The following is a 20,941-nucleotide window of genomic DNA, read 5'->3' as shown; positions in this document are numbered from 1 at the left end:
AGTGATCACGGGACTGCCGGGATGAAGCGGCCGATTTTTATAGCGGGAAGCGCGGCAGCTCCGGCTTATCCAACCACTGGGCTAGGAGCTGGTCGACGTCACCCGGGTTCTTCGCTGCCTCGCGCATGCGGCTGATGAGATCCTCTGGGGTCACCACCGAGTGCTGTGCTGCGGTGAGGTACTCGCGCACCGTGCGGAAGAAGGCCTCATCACCCACGAGGCGGCGCAGCGCGTGCACGGTCAGTGCACCGCGCTTGTAGACGCGGTCATCGAACATATCGCGGGTACCGGGATCGCTGAGCAGGATGTCCTGCTTCTTGCGGGCCAGCACCTGATAGTGCGAGCGAGCCGATTCATGCGCCGGGCGGCCATGCGCGTGCTCAAACCACAGCCACTCGCAGTAGCAGGCAAAGCCTTCGTTGAGCCAGATATCCTTCCACTCTGTGAGCCCCACGGAGTTGCCGAACCACTGGTGGGAGAGCTCGTGCGCGATGAGCCGCTCGAAGACGTGATCACCCTTGACGTGGTTGGAACCGAAGATGGACAGGCCCTGGGCTTCGAGAGGGATTTCTAGTTCATCATCGGTGATGACTACTTGGTAGTCGGCGAAAGGATAGTGGCCAAAGAGCTTGGAGTAGAAGTCCACCATCTCCTGCTGCTGGGCGAATTCTTCGAGCACTACCTGCTTGAGGCGGGCCGGTGCCCACGCGCGGACGTTGGCACCGAGCGGGATCTCGATGTACTCGCCAACTTGGACCGTGGCGAGGTAGGTGGCCATGGGGTGCTTGACGCGGTAGTGCCAGCGCGTCATAGAACCACCGGAGCTGCGACGGGAGACCAGCCTGCCGTTGGAGATGACCACGAAAGGATCGTCGGCGGTAATGCGAATATCGTAGGTGGCTTTGGCAGACGGGGTGTCATCGCACGGGAACCAGCTGGGCGCGCCATTGGGCTGGCTAGCTACCAAAGAGCCAGAATCCGTCTCCTCCCAGCCGATCTCACCCCATGGCGTGCGCAGCGGGCGGGGTGAGCCGCCATAGCGGATCAGCAGTTCAAACTCGTGGCCTTCCACGATTGTGTCGGCGAAGTTCAAGCGCAGCTTTCCTCCGGATAGGCGGAACTTGGCCACGCGCGGGGCATGCTTCGCCGTAATACGACGAGCCACCATGGCTCCGCCAAGGTCGAGCGTGAGCTTGTCTAAGTCCTCCAAGGCACGAATATGAAGCACAGCTTCGCCTTGGAGCATGTTGGGCTCCACACGGTAGGTCAGATCCAAGTCATAGTGGGTGACTTCGAAGCCGAGGTTGAAGTCCACCCCCGTGTAGCTATCCCGGGTAAGCGCGGCGTGGCCGCGGGTGGACGAGATATGCGAAAGGGCGGTAGAAAGCAGCTTCATAATGCCGCTATCCTACCGCCCTGCCTGGTTTATCCGAAGCCAGGGGAGCAGGCACGCCGCACCGCGACGTGCTCCGCTTACTATTTAGGAGTTGAAGGCTTCCTCAAAGGTGGGCCAGGACTTCACTAGGTCCTCGCGCCAGCCCGGCCAAGAGTGCGTGCCTACGTTGCGGAAGTTGTAGGTTGCTGGAATGTTCTGCTTATCCAGCTTTGCCTTGAGCATGTGGGTGCAGTGGTTAACGGCCGCTTCGATGACGCCGCCTTCTACCTGCAGCTGCGCCGAGCCCAGGTAGGCGGTCAACGGGCTGTAGCCCTTGTTGATGTAGTAGGACGGGGTATCCTGCTCACCGGCGAAGCCTGATGCGGAGGAGATGTACAGCTTGGTGCCGCGCAGCTTCTCGGAGTTCATCAGGGCGTCGTTGTAGCGGTTGTAGGCAGAACCCATCGGTCCCCACATCTGCTCCGGCTGGCCGCCACCGCGGTTTACGGTGAGGCGCAGGAATTCGTACTCAGTGGGGTAGGCGGTCGCAGCACAGCCGGCGAAGGAACCAACTGCGTCATAGAATCCCTGGTTGTGCTGAGCAAGCAGCAGCGAGGACGTCGCGGACATGGACATGCCGGCGATAGCGCGCTTGTTGCTTGCGTTCAGGCGCTCCTCCAGCGGGCCAGGGAGCTCCTTGGTCAGGAAGGTCTCCCACTTCTGCGGGCCATTGAGGTACTTGCCGTTGGGCTCCTCCAGCCAATCGGTGTAGTAGGAGAAGGCGCCTGCCTGCGGAACCACCACGTTGACGTCCTTCTCGGCGTAGAAGTCCACGGCATCAGACATGTACAACCAGTCGGAGTCCTGCTCGGCGGAACCAGCGCCGTTGAGCAGGTAGACCGTCGGGCGGTCCGGGTTCTTGGCCGGGATGACAGCCAGCGGAATAGCACGGCCGTTCATTGCCGGCGAGGTAGCCTCCAGCTTGAGCACGCGAGCGTCATCCTTGTAGTGCTCATACCACTTCTGGCTCTCCACCTCCGGGGTGACCTGCAGGTCCGAGATAGTGGATAGGGCAGTATCACCCGCAACCTGCTGCGGGGTGATGGTGGCAGCACCCGCAACGGGGCTGACCAGCGCGGCTGCGCAGAGCGCGCCGGCGGCGAGGAGAGAGCTAAGACGCTTCATAACGTTCCTTATTCAACAAGTGGTACGGCGAGTTGAGCTTACTGCTCAGTTGCCTCAAGGTCTACTGGCACGGAATCAGCGGGGGCGCCGTCGTTCGCCTCTGCCTCATCCAGTTTCGCATCCTGCTTATCGGCTTCGGCGGCCGTTTCGTTAGCGGCCGCTCCCGAATCAGCTGCATAAGTCGTTGCCTCGGGCGCGGAGGGTTTCACGGGAAGGCCGAAGGCTTCTGCGAAGGTCGGCCACGAGGAGTTGACGTCGTCATACCAGCCCGGCCAGGAGTGGGTACCGGTGTTGCGCAGGTTGAATACGGCGTCGACGCGCTCGCGCTCCATCTTTGCCTTCAGGTCATGCGTGCAGGCGTTCATGGCTGCCTCGATGACGCCGCCCTCAACCACGAGGGTGGAGGAGGACTTGAAGGCCTGGGACGAGCCCGAGTTTGCAATCTTGGACGAGCCCAAGTCAGTTGCTCCAGCCAAACCGGAGTTGGCGGAAACGTAGACCTTGGAATTGCCCATGTTGTGCTTCGTGGCGTTAATGAGGCCATCGTTGTAGCGGTTGTAGTCACCGCCCTTTGCGCCCCACATCTGCTCGGTGCTTCCGCCGCCGCGGTTTACCGTGAGCTGCGCGTAGAAGTTCGGCAGCGGCGTCGAGGTAGCAGCGCATCCGGAGTAGGAGCCGATGGCATCGTAGAAGTTCGGGTTGTGCTGAGCCAGCACGAGCGAGGAGGTAGCAGACATGGACATGCCGGCGATGCCGCGCTTGCCGTTGCCGTTAATGCGATCCTCCAGCGGTCCCGGCAGCTCCTTGGTCAGGAAGGTCTCCCACTTCTGTGGGCCCTTGAGGTAGCCGCGGTCCGGGGTAGTCAGCCAGTCGGTGTAGTAGGAGAAAGCACCCGCCTGCGGGATGACGACGTTCACGTTGCGGTTGGCGTAGTAGTGAACGAGATCCTGAGTCTTCTCCGTATTCGGATCGAGATCCTTGGCCACGGTGGAAGTAATCCAGTCCATGCCCTGCTCGGCGCCGCCGGCACCGTTGAGCAAGTAGAGGGTGGGGCGGGAGGCGTCAAAGGTACCGTCCGGGGTGATCACTGCAAGGGGGACGTCGCGGCCCATTGCAGGTGCGGTGGCATTGATGGCCTTCACCTTGTGGCGGTAATCCCAGTACTTGAAGACGTAGCCCATCCACTTCTTTTCTTCTGGGAGGTTGCTGATCTTGACGTCTGGGTAGGAAACCTTCTTGTCGAAGGAAGCCTCAAATTGCTCGCGGGAAGGCGTCGGGTTACCGGCCTTATCCTTGGGCAGGTACTCCTCGAGTTCGGTGTAAAGGTCGATGTCAGAGATGTCGGACGGCGTAGCCTCACCGCTGATTTGCTCCGGTTCGATGTCGGATGCGCTGGCGATAGGGGATACAACGGCGCCGAGGGCTAAGGCTGATGCCGCGGCCAGCGTCGTGAGAGAGCGCGCAATCTTCATGGAATCTCGCTTTCTTGATGATGAGCGGAAGTGTAGGGGCAAGTTTAAAAGATGCTCCGGACAAACCACCCTTGAAATGGGCAAAAGTACTGATAGATGGGTAATTCAGTACCCCCCGAAGATAAGGGTAGCGAGATTAAACATACCAAGTTATTAAAGTGAATGGTGGTATTGAAGTTGAAACCGTGTCATAATCTTTCCGCGCCTATTCCTGGGTTATGTAACGCAACGACAGTCTCGTTCGTTAGTGGAGCTAGGTACCGAGACCGCCTCCGGCGGCGGCCGCCTGCATCGCTGTGACCTCGCGGGAGGGGTGCCGCGTAAAGTCGCGCACGCCGCTCAAATACCAACAGAAAGAAGAAGAATGAACTTTTTTGACACCATCCTCGTTTCCATCAACCAGGTGCTGGGCCAGATCGCTCACTCTGGCTCCTCTACGTCCTCGAAGGCTGCCCTGGACTGGGGTCTGTTCTAAATAATCCGCTGGGGCGCTGCCCCGCTTTCCTTCCCCTAATCCCCTCCATTGGGGGTTGGGGGTTTATTTGTGCCAGTGTGCATGCCGCGCGTTAGGCCTGCATCGGGACGGCTATGAACGTCCAGTGGGTACATGCTCGGGGGTGGTGGGACAGCGAGCCTAAAGTTACGTATCCTATAGAGCGTGACTAATGAACATTTTGACGTTGTAGTACTCGGCGCGGGCCCCGGCGGCTACGTGTCCGCCATCCGCGCTGCCCAGCTGGGCAAGAAGGTTGCCGTTATTGAGAAGCAGTACTGGGGCGGTGTCTGCCTCAATGTGGGCTGCATCCCGTCCAAGGCTCTTCTTAAGAACGCTGAGGTTGCACACACCTTCAACCATGAGGCGAAGGCCTTTGGTATTTCTGGCGATGTTTCTTTTGACTTCGGTGTTGCGCACAAGCGCTCCCGCAAGGTTTCGGAGGGCATCGTCAAGGGCGTGCACTACCTGATGAAGAAGAACAAGATTACGGAGATCAATGGCCTCGGCTCCTTCAAGGACGCCAAGACCATCGAGATTACCGAAGGCGATGACAAGGGTAAGACCGTTACCTTTGATAACTGCATTATCGCCACCGGCTCCGTTGTCCGTTCCCTTCCGGGCGTGGACATCGGCGGCAACATCGTGTCCTTCGAGGAGCAGATTCTCAATGATGATGCCCCGGATTCCATGGTTATCGTCGGCGCAGGCGCCATCGGCATGGAGTTTGCATACGTTCTAGCCAACTACGGCGTGGACGTGACCATCGTGGAGTTCATGGACCGCGTCCTGCCGAACGAGGATAAGGACGTCTCCAAGGCCATTGCCAAGGAATACAAGAAGCTTGGCGTGAAGCTCCTGACCGGTTACAAGACCACCGCCATCACGGATAACGGTGACAATGTCACCGTTGAGGTCGAGTCCAAGGATGGTTCCAAGACCGATACGCTGACCGTTGACCGCTGCATGGTCTCCATCGGCTTCGCCCCGCGCACCGAGGGCTACGGCCTGGAGAACACCGGTGTCGAGCTCACCGAGCGCGGCGCCATTGCTATCGATGACTACATGCGCACCAACGTTGAGGGCATTTACGCCATCGGTGACGTCACCGCGAAGCTGCAGCTGGCGCACGTGGCTGAGGCACAGGGTGTCGTGGCCGCTGAGGTCATCGCCGGCGCTGAGACCCAGCTGCTGGGTGACTACATGAACATGCCGCGCGCTACCTTCTGCAACCCGCAGGTTGCCTCCTTCGGCTACACCGAGGAGCAGGCTCGTGAGAAGTTCGCCGACCGCGACATCAAGGTTGCGACCTTCCCGTTCTCCGCCAACGGTAAGGCAGCTGGTCTGAACGAGACCGCGGGCTTCGTTAAGCTCATCGCTGACGGTGAGTTCGGTGAGCTCATTGGTGGCCACATGGTGGGCTCCAACGTTTCCGAGCTGCTGCCGGAGTTGACCCTGGCGCAGCGCTTTGATCTCACCGCTGAGGAGATCGGGCGTAACGTTCACACTCACCCGACCCTGTCTGAGGCTATGAAGGAAGCAGCCGAGGGTATCGGCGGCCACATGATCAACCTCTAAGGTCACGGTAAGAAGCCAAAACAAGAACTCTCCCCCGCAAACCCAGAAAGGGCTTGCGGGGGAGAGTTGGTTTTAGCGCTGTAGTGCGCCTGCCTTTAGCCGAAGAGCTTGGAGGACAGAACGAACGGTGCATTAACGATGGTTACGAGAAGGCCCTGAATCTGGCCAAGGAAACCGTTAGCAAAGCTGCTCATGATAGTGATCCTTTCGATAGGGGATATCGGTCGTGTTCCATTATAAGAAATTCGACCCTGGAAAATCTATGAATTTTGATAGACAAAATCATTCCAAAGATTTTTAAGGTCAATATATATGGGCTGGCAGAACCTTAAAGTCCCAGTTCAAGATATATAAAAGGACTCCTGGGGAGGGATCTGCCCTCCGGAAAAATTCATCCCGAGATTGGAGGGCGCTCCCCATAAAAGGAAATAAAAGGTTATTTGTGGTGTAAAAGCGTTCCTTTTGTCTTGTCCCTACTGCACGTGTCGCGAGATCTGGCTAATACGGCGCAACCGCGGAGCGGTGGGCATCAATAACCAACTGCTCGTTGATGGCAGGGAAAGCTCGCTGCGCACAGTTCTGGCGCGGACAGGTGCGGCAGCCGGCGCCAATCGGGGTCGCGGAAGAAAGGGCATCGAGGTTCAGGCCCTGGGCGTAGACAGTGCGGTTGGCGTGGCGAGCCTCGCAGCCCAAGCCGATGGAGAAGAGCTTGTTGGTATCCCCGAAACGGCCTTGCGGGTAGCTCACCGTGCGCGAAACCCAGAGGTAATTGCGCCCATCCGGCATCTGTGCCAACTGGCGGGAAATGGTGTTGGGGCGGGAAAAGGACTCGTAGACATTCCACAGCGGGCAGGTGCCGCCGGAGTTGGAAAAGTGCACGCCCGTGGCTGATTGGCGCTTGGACATGTTGCCGGCGCGGTCCACCCGTACAAACGTGAAGGGGATGCCGCGCTTGTTGGGGCGCTGCAGCGTGGAAAGACGCGAGGCGATTGTTTCGTAGCCCACCCCGAAAACATTGCAGAGGTACTCCACGTCATACCCGGACTGCTCGGCCTCACTGTGGATGAGGCTATACGGCAATAGCGTGGCAGCGGCGTAGTAGTTGGCGATTCCCCGCTTGGCCAGGTTGATTGAGGCCTCCGAGGTGAAGGGTTCTTCGTCCACGAGGCCGTCGATAAGCTCGCCTGCCTCCAGGAATCCGAGCTCCGCTGCCATGCGGAAGGCGCGCTGGCCCACGCTCAGGCGGCTGGCTAGGCGAAGGGTGCCGGTGTTCTTGTCAAAGCGGTGCAGCGTGCCATCCATGCGATCGGTGGTAAGAATCTCCACGCCGTGCTGGGATGTGAGCCTGACATTCAGCGCCTGCTCGATATCGCGGATGTGGAAGGGGGTGACGCCGAGCTCCGCGGCAATTCCTTCCGCATGAATATCCAATTCATCGAGGTAATTCTGCCGGGCATAGAAGAAGTCCCGCACCTCGTCGTGCGGCATGGAAAGCGCCTGGCTGCCATCCGAGCGGCGGGTATCGGTGGCAAGTGAAAGCTTGTCCCGAATGTTGCGGTAGCGGCGGTGGATATCCACGAACGTGCGGGCAACGGTGGGGTGGTTATAAACCAACTCGGACAATTCCTGAAGCTCCACGGGGGAGGGGCAGACTTCCTGGTCCTGTACGACATCCTGGATTTCTGCCAGCAGGCGTGAGTCATCATCGCGGGAGAAGAACGTGGCATCAACGCCAAATGCTTCAGTGATTTTCAGCAAGACCGGGACGGTAAGCGGGCGCACGTCATGTTCAATCTGGTTGACGTAGCTCGCTGAAAGCCCCAGCGTAGCGGCGAGGGAGGCTTGGCTGAGATCACGTTCGCGGCGCAGCTGGCGCAGGCGCGAACCTACGTATGTCTTGCTCATGTGAGCTAGGTTACCTAGTGCCTTTCACTCATAACAATATTTTTGCAAGGAATGTGTGAAGTATTTTAACTCCGCTGCGAAGTGGGGGTGTTGGCAAGGTGCTGGGCGGGTATTGAGGGGTGGATACCAAGCGAAAGTTTGACACCTAAAGGGGTAGGGTCGTCACTCACGCCACACCCTGTGACAAAAGTCTCACCCGCGAAAATGTTTTCGCAAGGTCAATATTGCGTAAAGGGAAGTGATCAAGGTAGAGCGGCAAATGGAATGGAGTGTCTAAGGCGATCCTTGCCTTATCTGAATTCTTACGGCGGGCCAGAGGAGGGGGAAGGCCTTTGCAAAGCAAAGAGATAACTAGTGGTCAGCGTGAAGTTCTGCGTAAGGTAAGGACGACTATGGAGGTGTCATGTCTGTAAAAAATCCTGACCGTGAAGCCCTCGCTCACGGCCGTATTACTAATGAAACGATTCGTCCTAAGCCAGGAATTCCGTCCTGGGCTTTGAAACTGACGATGGCAATTACCGGTCTGTTCTTCGCACTCTTCGTTGTGGGACACATGGCCGGAAACTTGAAGCTTTACCTGCCGGCTCATGACGGCCAGGAAGCCCTCGATGCCTACGGTGCATTCCTGCGCAGCATGGGTGATCCGCTGATTCCGAGCGGTCACCTTCTGTGGATCATCCGCATCGTTTTGCTGGCGTGCGTGATCGCCCACATTTACGGTGCCTTCGCGCTGACCGCTCGCTCCAAGGCATCCCGCGGTAAGTTCAAGCGCACCAACCTGATGGGCGGCATGGATTCCTTCGCGACGAAGACCATGCTGGTGACCGGCGTCGTGCTGCTCCTGTTCATCGTCTTCCACATCTTGGATCTGACGATGGGTGTTCAGCCGATCGCTCCGGAGGCTTTTGCTCATGGTCACGTGAAGGCCAACATGATCGCTACCTTCTCCCGCTGGCCGGTGACCATCATTTACATCGTCGCCATGCTCTGCCTCTTCCTGCACCTGACCCACGGCATCCGCCTTGCGGCTTCCGACCTGGGTATTACCGGTGCTAAGTGGCGCGAGGTATTTGTCATTCTGGCGTACGTTGTCCCGGCCGTCGTGTGCCTGGCAAACATCGTCATGCCGTTGTCCGTCGCCCTGGGCTGGGTCAGCTAAAGGAGTTTTGAACCCATGACTAACGCGAATCCTGTGTCGAACGCGAACACTGAACTCAAGCGCGAGCACCCGAACTTCTCGCACCCGCAGTCCATCGTCCCGGGCGTTAAGCCGGGCCGCATCCTGGAGTCCCACGAGCCGCACGGCGTCCCGATGAAGGGCATGTGGAGCTACCAGAAGGACCACATGGAGCTGGTCTCCCCGCTGAACCGCCGTAAGTTTGAAATCATCGTTGTCGGCACCGGCTTGGCTGCTGGTTCCGCTGCGGCTGCCCTCGGCGAGCTGGGCTACAAGGTAAAGGTCTTCACCTACCACGACTCCCCGCGCCGTGCGCACTCCATTGCTGCGCAGGGTGGTGTGAACTCTTCCCGCCACAAGAAGGTGGATAACGACTCCGCTTACCGCCACACCAAGGACACCGTCAAGGGTGGCGACTACCGCTGCCGCGAGTCCGACTGCTGGCGCTTGGCTTATGAGTCCATCCGCGTCATCGACCACATGAACGCCATCGGTGCTCCGTTCGCTCGCGAGTACGGCGGCACCCTGGCTACCCGTTCCTTCGGTGGCGTGCAGGTCTCCCGCACCTACTACACCCGTGGCCAAACAGGCCAGCAGCTGCAGCTGTCCACCACCTCGGCGCTCTACCGCCAGATTGGCCTGGGCAATGTTGAGCTCTTCGCTCACCACGACCTGCAGGACATCATTACCTACAACGACGGTGGCAAGAAGCGCGCCGGCGGCATCGTGACCCGTAACCTCATCACCGGCGAGCTCAAGGCCTTCACCGGCCACGCAGTTATCCTCGGTACCGGCGGTTACGGCAACGTCTACCACATGTCCACGCTGGCTAAGAACTCGAACGCTGGCGCTATGATGCGTGCGTACGAGAACGGTGCTTATCTGGCTTCCCCGGCATTCATCCAGTTCCACCCGACTGGCCTGCCGGTGAACTCCGAGTGGCAGTCCAAGACCATCCTCATGTCCGAGTCGCTGCGTAACGACGGCCGCATCTGGTCTCCGATCAAGGAGAAGGATGACCGTCCTGCCAACGAGATTCCGGAAGAGGAGCGCGACTACTTCCTGGAGCGCCGCTACCCGGCCTTCGGTAACCTCGTCCCGCGTGACGTGGCTTCCCGTGCCATCTCCCAGCAGATCAACAAGGGTCTGGGCGTTGGTCCGCTGCACAACTCCGTGTACCTGGACTTCCGCGACGCCATCGAGCGTCTGGGCAAGGACAAGATCCGTGAGCGTTACTCCAACCTCATCGAAATGTACGAAGAGGCCATTGGTGAGTCCGCTTATGAGACCCCGATGCGTATCGCTCCGACCTGCCACTTCACCATGGGTGGTCTGTGGACGGACTTCAACGAGATGACCACCATCGACGGTCTCTTCGCCGCCGGTGAGTGCTCCTGGACCTACCACGGTGCGAACCGTCTGGGTGCTAACTCCCTGCTGTCCGCTTCCGTTGATGGCTGGTTCACCCTGCCGTTCACCATCCCGAACTACCTGGCTCACCACCTGGGTGAGGCCAAGCTGGCTGAGGATTCTGCTGAGGCTAACGAGACCGTTGCTCGTGCACAGGCTCGTATCGACCGCCTCATGTCCATCCAGGGTGCGGACCCGCACGGCCCGGCGTACTACCACCGCCAGCTGGGTGACATCCTCTACTGGGGTTGCGGCGTGTCCCGTAACGTCGAGGACCTCAAGGTTGCCATTGAGAAGGTTCGCGAACTGCGCAAGGACTTCTGGGCTAACGTCCGCATCACTGGTGAGGCCAACGACATGAACCAGGTCCTCGAGTACGGTCTGCGCGTTGCTGACTACATCGACCTGGGTGAGCTCATGTGTATTGACGCCCTTGACCGCGACGAGTCCTGTGGTGCTCACTTCCGCGAGGACCACCTCTCCGAGGACGGCGAGGCCGAGCGTGATGACGAGAACTGGTGCTTCGTTTCCGCTTGGGAGCCGGGCGCCGCTGAGGGCGAGTTCATCCGCCACGCTGAGCCGCTGTACTTTGATTCGATCCCGCTGATGACAAGGAACTACAAGTAATGAAACTGACACTTGAGATCTGGCGTCAAGCCGGACCGACGCAAGAAGGCAAGTTCGAAACCGTGCAGGTTGACGACGCCGCCGAGCAGATGTCCATCCTGGAGTTGCTCGACCACGTCAACGACGGCCTCATTGAGGCCGGCACCGAGCCGTTCGCATTCGCTTCCGACTGCCGTGAGGGCATCTGCGGTACCTGTGGCCTCCTGGTTAATGGCCGCCCGCACGGCCCGGGCCAGAACACCCCGGCCTGCCAGCAGCGCCTCTTCCAGTTCAAGGACGGCGACACCATCAAGCTGGAGCCTTTCCGCTCCGCTGCCTACCCGGTTATCAAGGACATGATCGTGGACCGCGCCAAACTGGACCACGTCATGGAGCAGGGCGGCTACGTGTCCATGGATGCAGGTACCGCTCCGGACGCTGACACCCTGCACGTCAACCACGAGACCTCCGAGTACGCCCTGGATCACGCTGCCTGCATCGGCTGCGGTGCCTGCGTGGCATCCTGCCCGAACGGTGCTGCCCACCTGTTCACCGGTGCCAAGCTGGTGCACCTCTCCCTCATGCCGCTGGGCAAGGAAGAGCGTGGCCGCCGCGCACGCAACATGGTGGACGATCTGGAGCAGAACTTCGGCCACTGCTCGCTCTACGGCGAGTGCGCCGACGTCTGCCCGGCTGGTGTGCCGCTAACCGCGGTTTCCGCGGTTACCCGCGAACGTGCACGTGCTGCTTTCCGCGGCAAGGACGACTAAGCTATAGTCATTCACAGGATTAACAGGAACGAGAGAAAGTTTCAGCCATGAGCGACCTCAACCCGGCAGTTGCTGATCACCACAGCGAGACCTACCCGGAGTTCTCCGGTAAGATTCAGGACTCCTACATCGAGGGGTATGACCCCGTTTCTTACGGCGCACCGCACTCTTCTTTGCTGCGCACCTCCACCTGGCTGGGCATGGGTCTGATTCTCTCAATGCTGCCGGCAGCTGGCATTCTTATCTGGGGCCTCGGCACCTGGCAGTACCCGCAGGGCATCGCAGGCGCTGACTACCAGATGAACATCATCGTGGGCGCTATCTCCCTCGCCGTCATCGCTGTCCTGGCCGTCGGCTCCGTCCACTTCGGCCGCCGCTACTACCGCCAGTACCGCAAAGAAACCGGCCGCATCAACTAGGCACCTCTAGAGCGTTGAACGCCTAAGTTTCTGTACTGACACCACCACAACCCCCAACTCCAAGTAAACACATGGGAGACCATGTGAGGAGGTGGGGGTTGTTGGTGTTTGGACGGAAGATTCAACAGACGCGAGTATGTCTCTAGTCAGTATGTTGGGGGGGAAGGCACCAGGGAGGTCCGCAGGGGGCCAACGGAAGGGGGGAGGGGCTGTGCGCTTGACGACGCCCAGTCAGCTCCCTTTCGTTAACCGCACATGTAGGTGCTGACTATTGGCGGTCTTGGGTACCCCGGGCAGGAAACAATTAGCCTTGGGTGTACGTAACGGCGAAAGCCTTCACTCGCCTAAAAGCCTGGTTAGTTGCTGCCAGCGAGTAGTAACCCCCTTCGAAACGCTGGTAGATATCTAGGCCGCGTCCAAGTGTGATGGTCCACCCCGAGTCCGTTTTAATCCAACGATCATGAAGGCTTTCTTGGTAGTCCACTAAGAGATCAATGCCAAGAGCCTTTGCACTGTTCTGGATTTGCTCGAGCATAGTTTCTTGCTTCTCACGCTGGTACTCGTCATCGTCCTGGCTAGTTTGCAAGGTCACTGAAAGCTCTTCGCTCATGTCTTTATTGGAAGCCAACATGGAAAGAAATTCTGCGAAGTTTCTTCCTTGGTGAGAACTCCGAATAAAAGGATCAACGATGACTAGATCGGTTTCGCCTCGTAGGTAGTCCATGAATAGGTCTTCATAAGTGACACCTGTTTCGTTTTCTGAGAACTCACGTCGGCCCGGTTCCAGTACCCTGTGCTGTTCCGTGGATGAAAAATCCTCCTGTGAGGATTGGGCTAGGGAGGCCTCTGGTGTGGTTGCCTCATCTGCTTTGTGAAGTTCTTCTGGGGTTTCGCCAGATGCGGAGTGATAGAGCGTGGGGTACTCTTTTTCCTCCAACGTTTCGATGGAAGTCCACGTCCCGGAGGAATCTGTAAACCCAAAGCGAACCGAGGACATTGTGGAGTCGATTCTCAAAATCTGGTCTTTAACGCGCTTTCGCCCTTCAATAGCGAAGCTGAGCAACTCACGAATCTCTTCTTCCGTGGCTTCTCCAGTGGGGTAAAGAAGTTTCATGAGACCCGAGAAGGTCTTATGGATGCCGTCGCGGTCACGTGTAGAGATTTCTGAGCTGAGTGTGAAATAGCGGGTGTATTTGTCGCTAAAGTCCATGGAACGCATGTGCCGCAGAACCTCGGCAATATAGTCCACGACGAACCCGTAGCCATCTGAGAACATCTCGGCACGAATGGTGTCGACCTCCCAGCCTGGGATATAGAAATGGAGTCGATCAAGGTATGCAGAATCGTGGTAAGCCTCAGGCAATTCATCGAACAAATCTGAGTGCCTGAGCATGTATGGCACATTGTGGCTGGTGTTACCAATAAATACCATGGAAGCCTCTGCACCAAGAGTCTGGACACCCCGTGAAAAGGACTTGTTGGCCATGTAGTTTTTCATGATGTCTACGAGAGCTTTATCCGTCTTTTTCTTGCGACCGGCAAACTCGTCGAAGGCCACGACGTCCCAATATCCAACGAGGCCGATCTTGTTGTTCGCATTGTTGACAAACAGTTTGGGAACCGTGACTTCGCCACCGGAAATAAGCATGCCGTGAGGCGAAAACTCTGAGTAGACATGGGATTTACCCGTGCCTTTCGGTCCAAGTTCTACAAGGTTGTAGTTACGCTCGACGAAAGGAATCAAACGAGTTAGTTGGAGCAATTTTGCTCGGCGTCCAAATAGTTCTGGATTAAACCCGATGGATTGAATTAAGAGATCAACCCATTCTTCACTGCTGTACTTTCCTCTAGCAGACAGGTAATGCTCAAAGTCAAAGCTAGCAAGTTGAATTGCTTTCAAAGAACCGAGGATCCAAGGGACAGCGCGCTTATCGTCAGTATGTCCATACTCAATAGTACAAATGCACCATACGCCGCTGACGAGAAGCTTTTCGTTAGATTTAACGGTGAAGGGATCGATTACGACCCCCCTGATACCGAGGTTTTCAAATGAAGCCTCGTATTGGTCCTCTTTCTCATTGAGGGTGACACTGACTCGGTCGATGATTTGGTGTCGGCCTTTTTCGCGGATTATCGACTTGATAAGTTCGGATTCATTTCGGTGAACATAGTGCTTAGCAAGGATGCTACGCACAGTCTCAATGCCTTGATCGATAATTTCCGGATCATCCGATGCCGCGTACTGAGCCAGAAGGTATTCCAAAACGTATGTCGGTACGATGGCATTTCCCTTGACAGCTTTTACAAGATCCTTTCGGACTACGACGCCGGGAAAGCTCTCGTTCGTCTTTAGATCGAGGGGCGATTTGGTCATGACAATTCTCCTCAGAATTCGAAGTCGGTACCGAAGGTTCGTTCAATTCGATAGTTCGCGGAAAACTCTTTGGTCCATCGGGAAGTATTTGGAATGAGCGACTCCGCAACGAGTTGAACTGTTTGGTTGCTGTATTTGTCGGCTTCTGCGGTTAGCGAAAGCTGAGCTTTTTGTTCCCATTCGCGCGGTTCCAATGAGCGTGAGCTAAAGGTCAGAGTGACCTGATTGGAAATGAGCGTCGCGTCCGCATAGAGGCCAATTCGAAGCGTTAACGCGTGAACCTGATCAGTCACGGGTTCTGTCTGGGTAATGCGGTGGATTACGTGTTGAGTAGTGATTCGCGGCTGGTCTTGGAGGGACTGGACGCGAACTGGTCTCGTCGTACTTTTACGCTTTTTGTTCACGGAGACAACAGGAATCACAATCTCTTGGAGAGCTGCCCCGCCGTGAACAAACCGTGATCCTTTTCCTTGCCTCCTATAGCGATGAATGGAGTTTGGTAAACAGATCTCTAGGTCGCCCTGTAGATGCAAAGCTTCAGCTTCGAACGTCGTGTATGAATGGCTAGGCTTGAAGCCCTTGCCGATGGCGAAACGCCGCTTGTGTACAGCAATTTCACCTTGTGGTTGCTCAGAGAGGAAGGCATGCTGAGACAACTCTGATTCTTGGTATAGAAAGCCGTGGTCTGCCGTGATGAAGATGTTCGTGGCGTTGGCACTTGTCATCTTCTTGATGAGACGCAAAATCTCAGTGAGAGCAGTTTCCGCAGCCTGAAATGTGTTTCCTTCCGAACTGGCGCTATCACCAGTGGCATCAATCTGATTGTGATAGATGTAGAACACTCGATGTTTGGTGTATAGGCTCTTTAGCTCATTATTGCTCTTGGACAGTATTTCATCGGCTCGGAAAGCCGCGCCGTCTACTGCCGAAAGAATTTCATGACGCTGAGAGGTTCCATTCGTCGCCTTCCCATCGACGAGCACGTGGTAAGAGGAATCATCGAAGGCTAATTGTTTGTGCGGTAATAATGCAGCCATCCCGAGTTGAGTGAAGCTGGGGATGACACCGAGCATGGGATCAATATGAGCGTTGAATCGGTCCTCGTGAAGAATCCGTCTACTCAACTCTTCAGCAATCTCGTAACGCATAGCATCCGAGATGATCACGACTGCCTTCTTATTACCAGGCTGAACAAGTGGCTTTACGTAGGAGTCATAGAACTCCCTCTGAGAGGGGAGCACAGCTGATTCCCATCGAGAAGCCCTCGCGAGGTGCTCTTGCCATTGAGCTCCCAGAGGGAAAATGAAATCGTTCAAATAGGTCTGTTCGACACGTTCGCGCAGATCCGCTAAGACTTCGGGATGTTCCAGGTGCGCAAAGGCAGACATGAAATGACGGTAAGACTGATCGATTCGGAACCAGTCTGCAGCGTAAGTGGAGAGGCCTTGATCAAAGCAAGTGATAGTGAGATCAATATGATTGAGACGTGACAATAGTGCTGAAGCGCTTCTCAGCGCCACGTAATACTCTGCGAAATCTGAGAACCAAATACTCGATTCTCGGGCATCAACGATACGGTTGGTTTCATCATCACTAATTGTTCGCTGAGTGATTAGTCGGGCGAGAGAAACGATGAAGTGACGATCAATCTCGGGGTAGCAGTCAATGTCGAGGAATCTATCGAAGTTGTCATCGTTAAGCTGTTGCTTGACTTTAAGCTTCTCTTCGGAACTTTGCGCTAATAAACGAAGAGCCTCCTCGCTTCTTTTCTCATAGCGGAAGCTAGCGAAGTCGCGTTTGAGGTTAGCCAGCGTCCCTCGGTCCGGATTTTGGAAACCGTGGAATGCTTGTGTGAACATCCACAAAGTGAAATCTTCAATTGTGGGGTCAGTTGCATCGTAACCGTAGATAGCGGCGGTACCTTGCCAGTGGAAATCTAAGAGGCCGAACTTCTCTAGTGAGTCCTTCTTATCATGCTCTGCCTTCGAATATTCGATTAGTAAAGAGCGCGTGATCTCCTGGAGGGAATGGTCGCGCTGACCCATTAGAACCGCACACATTTTGGCTTTGAAAGTCGTGGGGTCCTCGTTACCTTGTAGCAGCTCTTTGAGCTTCGTGACCCGCACCGATGCATTGAAAAAACTTTGATGTGCTTGGATAATGCTTTCGATGGCAGGATCTTGGATGCGCAGCTCTTGGCGGACCAGTGATGCAGAATCAGCGGTGAAAACCCCGTAGGTGAGTTCTTGATCTAGTAACCAGTTCTTGGGTTCGGTTGGGATCTCCCCAGTACGGTATACGAGAAATTTCTCCTTCGGGGAACGCGTAATGAGCTGGTGTTTGATAGTGAACTCGTTATTAGCAACTCGAAGTATTGAAACTCCGGAAAGAGTGAGTTCAGACAAGCTTTCGGCGAACTCACCTTCCGGATCGTGCCAGAAGACAATAGGTTGCGACTCGAACTTTTGCCGCAAGTGTTGTTCGACGGAGCTAGCGGTTGTCATTGACTCTCCTCTTCTGATGTTAGCCACTAGAGCTAGAAACGATGAGAAATATGGTACGGATGGGTGTTCAGCGGCATGAGCCTATTTCATCTTCCGGAGAGCAGCTCCAAACTTCTCGTAGTTGGCTTTGACGCCATCATCCAAATCTAGTTCTATCTTTTCTGCTGCGAGTGGATAGAGAATGCCTTGTTCGTACTCCTCAAGCTCAACGAGAATCTTCCTCAACTGTGTGATCTCCTTTTCAAGCTTGGCTTTCTCTCTCGCCCCTTCTGCCTCTAGGAGTTTGCTATCAAGATTTTTCACCGCTGTCTGAAGTTTTGCTTGGTAGTTGCGTAGATACTCATTGAGCACTGTTGAAGCCGTTGAAGGGGAGTACCTGTGCAGATAGATGAGGGCATTGAAAGCCCCCGAGGGTGAAGAAAACATCCAGTAGATTGGGCGTTTCTTATACCTTTTTGTGTGGTCTTCATAGAAGGGGGACTTGAAAGACTTGCCGCGCCGGGAAATGAAATAGTCTCTTAGGGTTTTAACCCCGAGGGCCTCTTCTAAGAATTGAATGTTTGGCACGAGATAACGATCGCCGAATGCCACACGCAAGAATGCACGAACTCGTGTGACGATGTCGTCTTCGAACCAATCACCTTCGACGATCGGAATTACATTGTCGATATCTGGTTCAAACCTTGGCTGAGGGACCTGCCGAGCGTAGTCCTCTAAGGTTGAGCCTTCGTCGTACAAAATAAACCCTGGCTTGTCTAGGCTAAACCGGCCGAACGCACAACCAATGGCGTACGAGAGCAGTTCACGAGCGAAGTCAGCGCGTTCAAGAGCTTCATATTCAGCATCTGAGCGCCCCGGACCGTAACGGAATTCTACGTTCCTAGTAAGCGATACACGGTGGAGAGGAACCTCGATTGGCACCTCGTCAGCTAGGCCATAAGCATTTGCGACGATTTGGTTATTCGTCACCTCTCGCTCTTGCTGCGCCAGTGAAGTCCTTCGGTTGCTATCGGACCACGTCTCAAAAAGCTCAGTAAGTTGAATGGTCTCATCGCCTGAATCCATTGTTCCTTGCAACCAGCTCGGTGTTCTAAAGTTCCAAGAAGTTTCGAAGTCATCCCAGTCTTGTTTGGATGTAGTTGTCAGCCCATCAACATTTGAAGCTGCCTCAGTACCTGCCAAGGGCCGCACTGGGAGCTGAGCGATCTGACCAACCTCGTAGTTGAGGGTAGGTGCAAGAGCTCGGAGTAGTTCAAGGGCAACCGATGAATTCGAAAAAGCCGTGAGTTCCTTTCGAAGCTTTGGACTATCCGCAAAAATGGAGGTTCCTGCGACGTCGTAGATGAACCCAGGCGGGAACTGCCGGAAGGCAGGATCACCTGAACTAATTTTTGACCACGAGATTGATGGCTGGAAATAAGTATGCGGACTGCGGATTACTGACTTGGGGCGCAAGGAAAATAACTCTTCGCCATCGTTTCCCCAGTTAATAACGTGTTCTTGGTTTCCATACCATTTACGGAATTCCCCACCTTTGTTGTACGGGAACCAGCGGGAACCGGTAGCAAGCGCAGCGTCTCTCGTTCCGCAGTTCATAGAACTTCGAGAACCCGAAACTTCCCACCACATGCGGAGGAAACGGTTGTTGTCTGCTGTCGCTAAACCTTGTCGTGGTTGCGCAATCTGAGCCAACGGGACTCCATCACTAAAGGTGTTTCGGACCTTGTTCGACAGCCAATACACGATTGGCGACCCTGGAACTGCGGTTAATGCCTCTTGGGGAACAATATATTTGTTATATGTACGGTTAGAGAACAAGGTCCTGATAACCTCATTGGTTCTAACCTCGACATGCCGGTCGAACAGTTTGCGGTAGGTTCCACATTGACTTGGTTGAGGAGAGCGGTAGTTGAATACGAAGGCTACTGAACCAAAATCCGAACCGAACACTCCTCGCCCCAAGTGCAACATGGAGTCGAGGGAATTGTCTTGCAGAGTATCCCTACGAAATGATTCAAAAGAGCTGAGAAACATCCACGATGGAAGGTTAATCATCGCCCACCAACCTCGACGAAGTAACAGATTTTGGGTTCTAGCCATAAACATTGTCATTAAGTCACTCCTTGAAGAGGCATAGTTCGCTTTTGCAAATGCGGCCAATTGAGGCGACATGTTTTTGCTGCCCATATACGGCGGGTTAGCAATCGCTACCGCATACTTCCGGGACAACGACTCGGCTTGTCGAAGGAAATCATGGGCGCGGTTCAGAGTGCCTTCTAAGAGAAGATCACCTTCGTCATCGAGGAGTTGAATATTGAGATTGGCCTGTTCAACCAAAGATGCATCGGGCCGGATAAGGGAACCAAGGGTTTCTGCGTCGTTGAATATGCTCCAAAAGCTGGAAGCTTCGGGGTCATCTAGCCAACCTGCTGACAGGAAATTTACTTCGTGTTGGTTAAACTCAAACGGCTTGATCACTCGGATGTTGGGCTCGACCCGCTTGTGTGGGCTAAGGAAGGTGCGTTGTTTTGCGCGGGCTTTCATCATAAGGGCGAAAGAAGCTAGTGAGGCCGCACGCGGGTCAATCTCTAAGCCGTAGAGATTGTGCTGAAGGATGAGGCCAGGAATATCTGAAGGGCTGTATCCCTCTTCTTCGTATATTGCGTACAACAAATCAAAAGCATAGGTGAGCATATGCCCCGAGCCGCAAGCAGGATCAATAACGGTTAATTCTTCTGGGGAGTTGAGTCTAAGAAAGCCGCCGTTGTGGTCGGAAGTCGTGGGCTCAATGTAGAAGTCCATCTTCTCTTTGAGCTGGGAGTCTGGATGGTTAAGCATCCAAAGGCGCCCAATTGAATTTTCGGCGAGATAGCGGACAATCCAGTGAGGGGTAAAAAGTTGGGTTGCAGGAGGAATTTCAGCGGCGGTGGCCTTCTTATTCTTCTTAAAGCCTGCAAAGACCTCATCTTTTCGTTCGGAATTGTAGAACTGGTAAAGCCATCCGATGACCTCAACGTCGAGACAAACATCAGAGGTGAGTTCTTCTACAGCACGGGCGATCACTGAATCTGGAGCCAGAAGGTTTGCTGGGGCCAAGATGGCGGTGTAATCCGAATGCGGTAAATGGTTCTCGTTTTCAAAGAGAAATGGCATCGACGCGATGCGGTGCTCGCAATTTGCGATCAAGAGCTTAAGGTACGCTTCGCCCTGTGCATCATTACTGGGTTTGCTTCCCGTTAGTAGGTCGAGCACATCTTTTTGCACATTCTCGGGGATAGCATCACTGAATTGTGCCCCTTTCGCATCCGCAAGTATCTGAGGTTGTCCCGTTACATTAGGAAAGCTAGGCGACACGACCGCGGGCGACGTGTAACCGTTGGCGTCCATGAATCGGAACGCTACGATTCGGTTGAACCACGTATAGGCGACTTTCTCGCGGACAGAATTCTCGCCTTTGATTCGGATATCATCTTCTAGGGCTTTCACAGCTGAAGGAAACTCAGACCGTGCGCGGGAATGCGGCGCGAGCGTCGCAGTTATACGGGCTTCGACTTGTGCTAAGAGCTCGGTACGTGCCCATGTGGCGAATTTCTTCAAGAATGTGGTGTCCATAGTGAGACTCAGGCCTTTTGATGAGTATGTGGGAAAGAACGGGATGATTAGATCGGTAGAT

General features: G+C 55.4%; 12 protein-coding genes. 5 read left to right on the top strand and 7 right to left on the bottom strand.

The features are described 5' to 3' along the window. Nucleotides 1-37: 37 nt before the first annotated feature. The 3 genes from ABZS45_RS09295 to ABZS45_RS09285 form a co-directional block, all read right to left on the bottom strand. Nucleotides 38-1,396 (bottom strand): M1 family metallopeptidase, encoded by a 1,359-nt coding sequence (locus ABZS45_RS09295; protein WP_412099577.1) that lies wholly within the window; start codon nt 1,394-1,396, stop codon nt 38-40. An 84-nt stretch (nt 1,397-1,480) separates the two neighbouring features. Then, on the bottom strand, nt 1,481-2,560 hold the full coding sequence (locus ABZS45_RS09290; RefSeq protein ID WP_412099576.1) for an alpha/beta hydrolase: 1,080 nt from the start codon (nt 2,558-2,560) through the stop codon (nt 1,481-1,483). A gap of 38 nt (nt 2,561-2,598) precedes the next feature. Then, nucleotides 2,599-4,032 carry an alpha/beta hydrolase gene (locus tag ABZS45_RS09285; RefSeq protein ID WP_412099575.1) on the bottom strand — a complete coding sequence of 478 codons (1,434 nt, stop codon included), beginning with the start codon at nt 4,030-4,032 and terminating at the stop codon, nt 2,599-2,601. 658 nt (nt 4,033-4,690) lie between these two features. On the opposite strand from ABZS45_RS09285, the gene lpdA reads away from it, so the two are divergent. Continuing rightward, a complete protein-coding gene (gene lpdA, locus ABZS45_RS09280) occupies nt 4,691-6,103 on the top strand; it encodes a dihydrolipoyl dehydrogenase (protein WP_412099574.1) in 1,413 nt (470 codons plus the stop codon). 498 nt (nt 6,104-6,601) lie between these two features. Here the strand turns inward: lpdA and ramB are convergent, their stop codons facing one another. Next, nucleotides 6,602-8,008, bottom strand: coding sequence for an acetate metabolism transcriptional regulator RamB (ramB, locus tag ABZS45_RS09275; protein WP_412099573.1), 1,407 nt, complete (start codon nt 8,006-8,008; stop codon nt 6,602-6,604). Nucleotides 8,009-8,411: 403 nt separating this feature from the next. On the opposite strand from ramB, the gene ABZS45_RS09270 reads away from it, so the two are divergent. From ABZS45_RS09270 to ABZS45_RS09255, 4 genes are read left to right on the top strand one after another with little or no spacing between them, the layout of a single operon-like run. Next, nucleotides 8,412-9,167, top strand: a complete 756-nt coding sequence (locus ABZS45_RS09270; protein ID WP_412099572.1) for a succinate dehydrogenase cytochrome b subunit — start codon at nt 8,412-8,414, stop codon at nt 9,165-9,167. Between the two features lie 15 nt (nt 9,168-9,182). Further along, nucleotides 9,183-11,222: a fumarate reductase/succinate dehydrogenase flavoprotein subunit gene (locus ABZS45_RS09265; RefSeq protein ID WP_412099571.1), complete on the top strand. Its 2,040-nt coding sequence runs from the start codon at nt 9,183-9,185 to the stop codon at nt 11,220-11,222. Next, nucleotides 11,222-11,971, top strand: coding sequence for a succinate dehydrogenase/fumarate reductase iron-sulfur subunit (locus ABZS45_RS09260; RefSeq protein WP_046647843.1), 750 nt, complete (start codon nt 11,222-11,224; stop codon nt 11,969-11,971). Before ABZS45_RS09265 ends, ABZS45_RS09260 begins: the two co-directional genes overlap by 1 nt. A gap of 47 nt (nt 11,972-12,018) precedes the next feature. Then, nucleotides 12,019-12,390 carry a hypothetical protein gene (locus ABZS45_RS09255; RefSeq protein ID WP_412099569.1) on the top strand — a complete coding sequence of 124 codons (372 nt, stop codon included), beginning with the start codon at nt 12,019-12,021 and terminating at the stop codon, nt 12,388-12,390. 304 nt (nt 12,391-12,694) lie between these two features. Here ABZS45_RS09255 and brxL read toward each other — a convergent pair whose 3' ends face one another. The 3 genes from brxL to pglX all read right to left on the bottom strand — a co-directional run bounded on the left by brxL (nt 12,695) and on the right by pglX (nt 20,880). Then, nucleotides 12,695-14,764 (bottom strand): BREX system Lon protease-like protein BrxL, encoded by a 2,070-nt coding sequence (gene brxL / locus ABZS45_RS09250; RefSeq protein ID WP_412099568.1) that lies wholly within the window; start codon nt 14,762-14,764, stop codon nt 12,695-12,697. Nucleotides 14,765-14,775: 11 nt separating this feature from the next. Continuing rightward, nucleotides 14,776-17,268 (bottom strand): BREX-1 system phosphatase PglZ type A, encoded by a 2,493-nt coding sequence (pglZ, locus tag ABZS45_RS09245; RefSeq protein ID WP_412099567.1) that lies wholly within the window; start codon nt 17,266-17,268, stop codon nt 14,776-14,778. An 81-nt stretch (nt 17,269-17,349) separates the two neighbouring features. Continuing rightward, a complete protein-coding gene (gene pglX, locus ABZS45_RS09240; RefSeq protein ID WP_412099565.1) occupies nt 17,350-20,880 on the bottom strand; it encodes a BREX-1 system adenine-specific DNA-methyltransferase PglX in 3,531 nt (1,176 codons plus the stop codon). Nucleotides 20,881-20,941: the final 61 nt, after the last annotated feature.

It is taken from the genome of Corynebacterium aurimucosum, assembly GCF_046895345.1.
Classification (GTDB): domain Bacteria; phylum Actinomycetota; class Actinomycetes; order Mycobacteriales; family Mycobacteriaceae; genus Corynebacterium; species Corynebacterium aurimucosum_G.
The sequence above is the reverse complement of the archived record's forward strand: the minus strand, read 5'-3'. Positions and strand labels throughout refer to the sequence as shown.

Bases quoted from the DNA above. Each gene is read 5' to 3' on its own strand.
- ABZS45_RS09295 (WP_412099577.1), bottom strand. From the start codon at position 1,396: ATGAAGCTGCTTTCTACCGCCCTTTCGCATATCTCGTCCACCCGCGGC.
- ABZS45_RS09290 (WP_412099576.1), bottom strand. From the start codon at position 2,560: ATGAAGCGTCTTAGCTCTCTCCTCGCCGCCGGCGCGCTCTGCGCAGCC.
- ABZS45_RS09285 (WP_412099575.1), bottom strand. From the start codon at position 4,032: ATGAAGATTGCGCGCTCTCTCACGACGCTGGCCGCGGCATCAGCCTTA.
- ramB (WP_412099573.1), bottom strand. From the start codon at position 8,008: ATGAGCAAGACATACGTAGGTTCGCGCCTGCGCCAGCTGCGCCGCGAA.
- ABZS45_RS09270 (WP_412099572.1), top strand. From the start codon at position 8,412: ATGTCTGTAAAAAATCCTGACCGTGAAGCCCTCGCTCACGGCCGTATT.
- ABZS45_RS09265 (WP_412099571.1), top strand. From the start codon at position 9,183: ATGACTAACGCGAATCCTGTGTCGAACGCGAACACTGAACTCAAGCGC.
- ABZS45_RS09260 (WP_046647843.1), top strand. From the start codon at position 11,222: ATGAAACTGACACTTGAGATCTGGCGTCAAGCCGGACCGACGCAAGAA.
- ABZS45_RS09255 (WP_412099569.1), top strand. From the start codon at position 12,019: ATGAGCGACCTCAACCCGGCAGTTGCTGATCACCACAGCGAGACCTAC.
- brxL (WP_412099568.1), bottom strand. From the start codon at position 14,764: ATGACCAAATCGCCCCTCGATCTAAAGACGAACGAGAGCTTTCCCGGC.
- pglZ (WP_412099567.1), bottom strand. From the start codon at position 17,268: ATGACAACCGCTAGCTCCGTCGAACAACACTTGCGGCAAAAGTTCGAG.
- pglX (WP_412099565.1), bottom strand. From the start codon at position 20,880: ATGGACACCACATTCTTGAAGAAATTCGCCACATGGGCACGTACCGAG.